The organism is Metabacillus niabensis (genome assembly GCF_902829255.1).
In the GTDB taxonomy this organism is placed as follows: domain Bacteria; phylum Bacillota; class Bacilli; order Bacillales; family Bacillaceae; genus Metabacillus; species Metabacillus niabensis.
Genome location: NZ_CADEPK010000327.1, coordinates 1 through 7481 on the forward strand (window position 1 = coordinate 1; position 7481 = coordinate 7481).

Here is a 7481-nt window from a genome sequence, read left to right on the forward strand (position 1 = left end):
TCCTTATATTTACTAAGATGTTCATGAACAATATAATCTGTAGATTTTCGAACATTTTTCTCTACATATTTTTCCTTATCCTGTACCATAGCCTGAATAATCTGTTTAATTTCTGATAATTGATTTTCCTTATGGTCGTCATTTTTTAATGTTGTAAAGAAAACATCATCTTCGTGAAGCCCTGTTTCAATAAAGGTGTCAATTATTTGTTGTTTAAAGGCTGAGAATTTCACTTCATTTTCATTATGCTTATCAATTTGGTTTACAATAAGAAAAACTAATTTATCTCTTTCCTTCATCTCAGTGATAAAGGCGATATTCTCTTCAGATTGAACATGATTATAATCTGTCACATAAAAAATAATATCAGCAATATGAAGCATTGATTCTGTTGAAAGCTTATGGGCAACATCTGTTGAATCAATACCAGGAGTATCCATTATCACAATATTTTCACTTAAATGATTATACGGTTTTCGAATTGAAATTCTTTCAATTTCATCCCCTTGCTTACAGAAATCCTTTATTTGTTCAATTGAATAATCAGTAGCTAGCTTTATTACCTCTTTATGTTTAGAATACAGAGTAACCTCGTTTTGACCATTTTCTAACAATACAAGGTTAGCACTAGTTGGTATTGGACTTGTCGGCAATACCTGTTCATTTAATAATTTATTAATCATCGATGATTTTCCGGCAGAAAAGTGACCAGCGAATGCAATATATAGCTTGTCGTGATAAAGTTTCTCATTTAATTCAACGATTTTTCGTTTATCATCCTCTTTTTGTATTACTTCGTGAAGCCTTATTAACATTTGCATATATTGATCTGTTTTTACAGCAGCTGTCATTGATAATCCCCTTTATCTATCATTCATTTCAATTCTTCTTATTATTTTACAGAATCTTTTTAAATTTTACTATCCTTATCATTTATTGGACTCATTTAAATTCCTTGAATACGAAGTTCAATTTCGATTATTTAGACTCTTTTCTACTTCTAATTCACTATTTATCTATTTTGTAGCGAAAATGTGAGACTCCTGCTCAGATAAGTGGAACAGTTTAATCAGGTGTTTACACTAAAAGGTGCTCACCACCCCCAATAGAAGCAAGTACTGTATGAGGAGATCAACCAAAACGGTAACTTAATAAAAAACAAAGTTTAAGATAACAGACAAAATAGAAAAAGAGCAACCGAAATGATTGCTCCTGTGCTGATAGGACAAGCTTCTATGTTATCTTTAAATTCTATAAAAAAATGCCCCCTATTTAAGGAGCAGTGATAAATTATGCTTTTCGAGCATCAATATTTTTTAATATGTAACCTACTAATACACTATATACTACAACGGTGCACCCTACAAATAACATCGTCATATGCAGTAGACCCTCCACTTATAAAATTGAGAATGTTTTTCATTAAATTCATCTTATCATCAATGATAATCATTTTCAATATTGTTTTTCGAATTTTTCTGATAAAATGAAACTCAATTAGTGGAACCCTAAAAGTCTCTTTGCATTATATAACATAATATTTCACTCATATCATTTTTCTAAACATTAAAAACGTTTAGGGAGAAATCGAGCTTTGATCCCAAAGCTTTTTTGATAATTTGTCTGATTCTTTAAAGCCTTTTCTTCTATTGGAATTCTTATCATCATCATTATCATGTTCAAAAATGAGAAAACGATAGCTGTAGTATAAGCATGAAATAATAATGGGAATAAACCTATTTCAAGTGCAACAGCTACGTAATTTGGGTGTCTTATAAATTTATAAGGACCTTTTGATTCGATTACCTGATTTGGAACAATAATAATTTTTGTGTTCCAATACTTTCCTAAAGAACATATTGCCCAGTAGCGAATGATTTGTGAAAAAACGATTAATGGAAGAAGTATTATCCAGATATTAGATAACTCATTGTTAAACATCGTTACTTCAAACCATAGGGAAAGTAAAAATAATATGTGAAGAACAACAATAAACGGATAATGGTTCTTTCCATGAATCGTCGCTCCTCTGCTTATCATCCACCTTTCGTTTCGTTTTGCAATGATTAGTTCTGACACTCGTTGAAGTATTAACAGACTAAACATAATTTCGAAAACACTCATAATAAATCCTCCCATTGAACAAGAAGCAATTCAGCAGAAAAACCTGGACCTAGCGCAGCAATAACACCATATTCACCCCTTTTACCAATTCTCTGTTCTAAATAATCTAAAATAACATACATAACTGTAACCGATGACATATTTCCATAATTCTCGAGAATTTTTTTTGAAACTTGTATTTGATATTCATTAAAATTTAGTCCATCTTTATATGCATCTAATACCTTTTTTCCTCCTGGATGTGCAAGAAAATGGGAAATGTCTTGAAGCTTTAAATTAAATTGTTCAAGCATTTGAACTACTTGAGGGCGCAACCAATTTTTTATAATAGAAGGGATATCTCTTGAAAAAACAACAAAAAACCCTTCATTTTTTATCGTCCATCCCATCACATCTTCTGAATCTTTCATAAAAGCAGAAGTGGTTCCTTTAATTTTTGGGATGAGTGATGTCCTAGATAACTTTGAAATAGAAACATTATCCCCTGCCAAACATGTACATGCAACTCCATCTGAAAAAAGTGAAGTTCCCACTAAATTACTTTTACTTCTATCATTAGGTTGAAAGGTAAGACTACATAGTTCTACAGTTAGAACAAGAACTAGAGATTGAGGATGTGCTTTACAATATTCATAGGCTCTTGCCAAACCGCTAGCACCACCTGCACAGCCTAATCCCCATATTGGGATCCTTTTTGTTGATTCCTTGAATGGTAATCGATTCATTATTTTTGCATCAATGCTTGGTGTCGATATTCCAGTACTACTTATAAAAAAAATTGCATCTATATCTTTTAGATCGAGTGATTTTAATAAAAGCTGTTTATTTGTTAAGCATTGATTAATTGCTTCTACACCTAATTCCACTGCCTTTTCTATATAAAGTTGATTTTTCTCAGCAAATGTATAATTAGATTTATACCATTCCAATGGCTGAACAAATTGTCTTTTTTTAATCTCGGCGTTATTAAATACTGTAAGTAGCCTATCGATATCCTTAAACGAATCTTTAAATAATTCTCTTGTAAACTGTTTTATCTCATCTTGATAATATTGATAAGAAGGAATTGCTCGACCAATCGATAATAGATATGCCATAACCTCACCTCTACATTTATTATGGTTACTATGGCCTAGTCTATGTCATTTTATCCATTATTATGTAGATAATTCTGTCATGAAAGAAATTATGAACCGAAATAAATACAGATAATTCCATTCTACTTACAATAGGCTATTTTACTAATGTATTCACTATCAAATCACAATTTTTACACACTAATGATACGATAAAAAAAGCCCTTTCCGATGAGGAAAAGGCTGACGTTTTGAAGGAGTTGTTGTGCACTTTCATTATATCGTAACTAAGAAGTTGTATCATTTTATAAATATTGGTAACAACAGATAATATCTACTCTCGATTTAATAGGGATTTTTTACTAGTATTCTCTCTCTTTTAAATAGTTTGTAGTTTATTATTAGATTATGACGAATCTTCCGTTATTTATGACATACTTACAAAAAAAGATACATCATTTATCCAGTTTTATGCTATTATAAAGTAACAATAATAGGCTGGAGGAACTAGTGACAACTATGAATAATGAAGTAAAAGAGCACATATTAGCGGGAACAATGGCTTCACTTAAAATGATATTAACAGTCCCTTATTTAATAGAGGACCTCACTGAAACAGTTCCTATAGATGCCATGTTACATTCTGTTCAAATCGACCTATCAGGTGAATGTAATGGAGCGATATTAATACAAGGAGAACTATCTGTATATAGTTACATAGGCGAAGGGATGTTTGGCATGCCTATTTCAGGAGAATTACTCGAATCATTTATTGGAGAATTTGCAAATATGCTTACCGGTAATTTGGCAACACTTTTATCTAATTATGGTCTAACAACCGATATTTCAACACCAAAGTTTTTAAAACATGTAAATGTAAACCAGTATTCACAACCAATTACTATACCAATCGTATTAAAAGAGAAAGAGAAAAACCTAATGATTTCTTTATTTATAAACATTTAAAAGCTGGCAGATTATTACTGTCAGCTTTAGATTTATCTTTTTCTATGCCACACAAATTGCTTTTCCAAATGGAACCTTTGGAATAAATTTATCAGGTACTAACCAAAAAATTTCTTTATCAAATGCTAATTCTTCATAAAAAAATCCAGTAACATCTGTAATATAGAAAATTGTGTCAACATCTTCTTTTTCTGCCCATTCAAGAACCTCAGTATATGATGATTTTCCATGTGTAAAGTATCTAATTTCAGTATTTTTTATTGAAGTTATACTTCTAATTTTAAAATCTGCTTGTACCAATAATGTTTCCGGACAAACTTGTCCAAACAGTTTCACAATATTTTCAATTAATAAAGTCCCTGTTTGGGTTGTAGAAGTATCGATTGCGAGGACAATTTTTTTATTTCTACGCTCCTGTAACTTTGAAAGTAACTGTTTATGCCATTTCATTGTTCCAGCTCCCCTCACCGATTTTGCAGCAATAACTATTGTACACAATGAGGTTTGAAATTATCCTATTACTTGCTAATGAATTAAAATATTTTTTTTACAGATATTATGTTAAAAATGATTAATGAATTATGTTTTCATTTGCAGCATTTTCCCAGTCCTTATACTGTCCGCTCGCATTACAACCTGGGCAATCAAAAATTGACTCAAAGCTTGGTATATACAAACTAGAAATTGTTAAAATATAACCTCTACCATTGCAGTCAGGACATTTTCCTAATTCCTTCATTTCAAGAAGCTTTTTATCATTTCTACCCTGTTTCCATTCTGATATCGCGTAAAATATATTCATTGTTACCTCTCTTTTTTCCTTAATATGCCACAAGAGGTAAAATAATATTCTTCTGCAGATGCTTTACTTCTTAAATTATAGACCTTTTTATCGATTATTAGATTTTTTTAAATCAGTCCTTAACATTTATACGAATATTATGTAAAATAAAGAGAAACTTCAAAATTGTAGATTTATAGTTGGTTATGTCACTTTTCAAGTGTATAATTTATTTCAAAATAACAATATATATTTACATATAGGAATTTTGATTAAAGAAATGGGGATTTTTGTATGGCTGAATTAGCGTTTAAAGAATTTGCGTTTAAAAAGGGAAGTAAAACAACCATTTATTTGTATCAAAGTAGTATTGAGATCATTCATCACGGATTATTAGGTAAATTTAATAAAGTAAAGTTAAACCAATATAAGAACATTATAGATGTTTCAATTAAGCAACCTGGTATTGCTTCAAACGGGACAATTGTATTAGATTGTGGCAATAACAAGAATAAAAGCGAAAAGTCTCTTAATACGATCGAATTCTCAAAAAGTGAAAAAGAACTTGCAATTGAATTAAAAGAATCAATTGAAAAGCAAATTTCAATCATTAAAGGACAACGTGCAGATTCAGCGGTTGATAATTTTGAAAAGCTGAAAAAGCTGAAAGAATTAGCTGATTTGGGTATTTTATCAGATGAAGAATATAATGAACAGAAAGAACGTATTTTAGAAGGATAAAGAATGAAAGGATTCAATAAAGATTACTCGCTTCGTCTATTTACATAGGCTATTTCAAAGCGAGTGATCACCTTTCATTCTTTTTTATTGATCTTTTCTATTATATTGTTGTTTTTAACACTTGAGAGAAGTGTAGTACTGGTTAATCTTGAACAGGTGTTCACACTAAAAGTCGCTCACCACCCACTTCTTGGATAGAGATCACTGCTCGAGGAAGTCAACTATAATAATTACTCATAAAAAGCAATACAGTTTACGTAAACATATAAAAGTCTTGTTTTTCAAAATCAAAAAACTTCCTAATAACCATTATTTTAATAAGGAAATCAATTTCTTAATTGCTTCTTCCTCGTCTATCCCCTTTGCGATAATAGTAATTGCTGAATTACGTTTAATCGTCGCCAACAATCCCATCAAGCTTTTTGCATCAATTTTATAATTGTCTCCTTCTACAAAAATCTCAGATTCAAATTGGTTTGCAAGTTCTACAACCTCAATTAATTTTCTTACATTTATTTTTTCCGATATAACAAGCTCTTTCACTCTCATTTTCTCTTCCCCTAAATTTAAGTATATTGCTCTTCTTATTATTAACTGAAGAATTGATGACAGCGAAAACTTTTAATCAATTGAAAAGAATCAATTCGTAACAAACTAAAATGATTCATTAAACCAGGACTGTGCAAAGAGTAATTTAACAAGAGTATAGCTACATATACAGTTTAATATAACCCTTATCTTCACTTTTGTTCTTATCGCTAATAAAGAAAGATAAATCATTTGTATGTTAATTAAGCGTATTTTATGCTTTTCAAGGTTATAAAATCATCCTAAAAAATCTAAAATAAAAAGGTTATTACCCAAAAGAGCTGTTTTCCTTAACTTTGTTATTTTTTATTAAGTTAAACTTTTGATGGGCTTCCTTCAGCAGTAGTCACTTTCAGGCGGGTAAGCAATAAGCCACCTTTAGCATAAATACATGCTAAATTTTCACCTTTCCCGCTCATCAAGGATTCTCGTACCTTAGCTCTATCAACTATATAAAACAACAATTTTTAGAATAGAGCCTACAAAAAAGAGAGTGCCTGAATATATGTAAAAAGAATATGTCAATCCTTTGTCATTAAGCGCCGTATATTGTTAAATAGGTTCATAAAAAAAAAAAGGACTCTTAATGAGTCCCTTTAAGCAATTACGCTTTTACAACATTTGTTGCTTGTGGTCCACGTTGACCTTGCTCAACATCAAATGTTACTTTTTGGCCTTCGTCTAAAGACTTAAATCCTTCGCCTTGGATAGCTGAGAAATGTACGAATACATCGTCTCCACCTTCAACTTCGATAAATCCGAAACCTTTTTCTGCGTTAAACCATTTTACAGTACCTTGTTGCATAATTGTTTCCTCCTGTGTGGAATATTCCACAATGTATTACTATCCTTGCTCAATTAGATATCAAAGGCGAAAAGTTTAAATACTTATTCTTTCCTTACAGACCGAACAAAAATAATTCTTCTTAAGAATAACAGAAATGAATCTGAAAAGCAAATAAATTTACCTTTTTATTAAAAATTGTTCCATTACTTCAAATCTTATTCATCTTCAGTAACAGTGTTACTCGGATCATAACTCTTTTCCTCTTTACTTTGTTTGACTTCATCCGAAATATCTTTATTTGGATTATCCAAAATCTTTTCCTTCTCACTCTTACAGCCATTCAAAACAACACAACTTAATAAACCTACTAATAAAAATAAATTCCTCTTCATGATTTCCCCCCTAATATTGCTTATTG

9 protein-coding genes and 1 pseudogene are annotated in these 7481 nt (G+C 30.6%); 2 read left to right on the forward strand and 8 right to left on the reverse strand.

From position 1 onward, the window contains the following. From HU235_RS18895 to HU235_RS18905, 3 genes and pseudogenes are all read right to left on the reverse strand, one after another. Nucleotides 1–851, reverse strand: an 851-nt coding sequence (locus HU235_RS18895; RefSeq protein ID WP_174881225.1) for a dynamin family protein, incomplete at its 3' end; no start/stop codon positions are given. Nucleotides 852–1566: 715 nt separating this feature from the next. Continuing rightward, nucleotides 1567–2124 (reverse strand): isoprenylcysteine carboxyl methyltransferase family protein, encoded by a 558-nt coding sequence (locus HU235_RS18900; RefSeq protein ID WP_095301320.1) that lies wholly within the window; start codon nt 2122–2124, stop codon nt 1567–1569. After that, nucleotides 2121–3230 (reverse strand): annotated as a pseudogene (locus tag HU235_RS18905) (type III polyketide synthase); the annotation flags it as partial. The gene HU235_RS18900 and the pseudogene HU235_RS18905, both read right to left, overlap by 4 nt. A 489-nt stretch (nt 3231–3719) precedes the next feature. Here HU235_RS18905 and HU235_RS18910 point away from each other — a divergent pair. Continuing rightward, nucleotides 3720–4166: a chemotaxis protein CheX gene (locus tag HU235_RS18910; RefSeq protein WP_233452291.1), complete on the forward strand. Its 447-nt coding sequence runs from the start codon at nt 3720–3722 to the stop codon at nt 4164–4166. Nucleotides 4167–4208: 42 nt separating this feature from the next. On the opposite strand, the gene HU235_RS18915 is transcribed toward HU235_RS18910, so the two are convergent. Next, complete coding sequence (locus tag HU235_RS18915; RefSeq protein WP_145582363.1) at nt 4209–4616, reverse strand: VWA-like domain-containing protein; 408 nt, start codon at nt 4614–4616, stop codon at nt 4209–4211. Nucleotides 4617–4737: 121 nt separating this feature from the next. Further along, the gene (locus HU235_RS18920) at nt 4738–4968 is read right to left on the reverse strand and encodes a DnaJ-like cysteine-rich domain-containing protein (RefSeq protein WP_095302164.1); all 231 of its coding nucleotides are present in this window, start codon (nt 4966–4968) and stop codon (nt 4738–4740) included. Nucleotides 4969–5241: 273 nt separating this feature from the next. Between HU235_RS18920 and HU235_RS18925 the strand changes: the two genes are divergently transcribed. Beyond that, a complete protein-coding gene (locus tag HU235_RS18925) occupies nt 5242–5688 on the forward strand; it encodes an SHOCT domain-containing protein (protein WP_095302165.1) in 447 nt (148 codons plus the stop codon). Between the two features lie 309 nt (nt 5689–5997). Here the strand turns inward: HU235_RS18925 and HU235_RS18930 are convergent, their stop codons facing one another. The 3 genes from HU235_RS18930 to HU235_RS18940 all read right to left on the reverse strand — a co-directional run. Next, entirely contained in the window at nt 5998–6237 is a 240-nt protein-coding gene (locus HU235_RS18930; RefSeq protein WP_095302166.1) for an HPr family phosphocarrier protein, read from the reverse strand. A gap of 643 nt (nt 6238–6880) precedes the next feature. Continuing rightward, the gene (locus tag HU235_RS18935; protein WP_095302167.1) at nt 6881–7081 is read right to left on the reverse strand and encodes a cold-shock protein; all 201 of its coding nucleotides are present in this window, start codon (nt 7079–7081) and stop codon (nt 6881–6883) included. A 197-nt stretch (nt 7082–7278) separates the two neighbouring features. Beyond that, nucleotides 7279–7481: hypothetical protein (locus HU235_RS18940; protein WP_217451459.1), on the reverse strand; the 203-nt coding region annotated here is incomplete at its 5' end.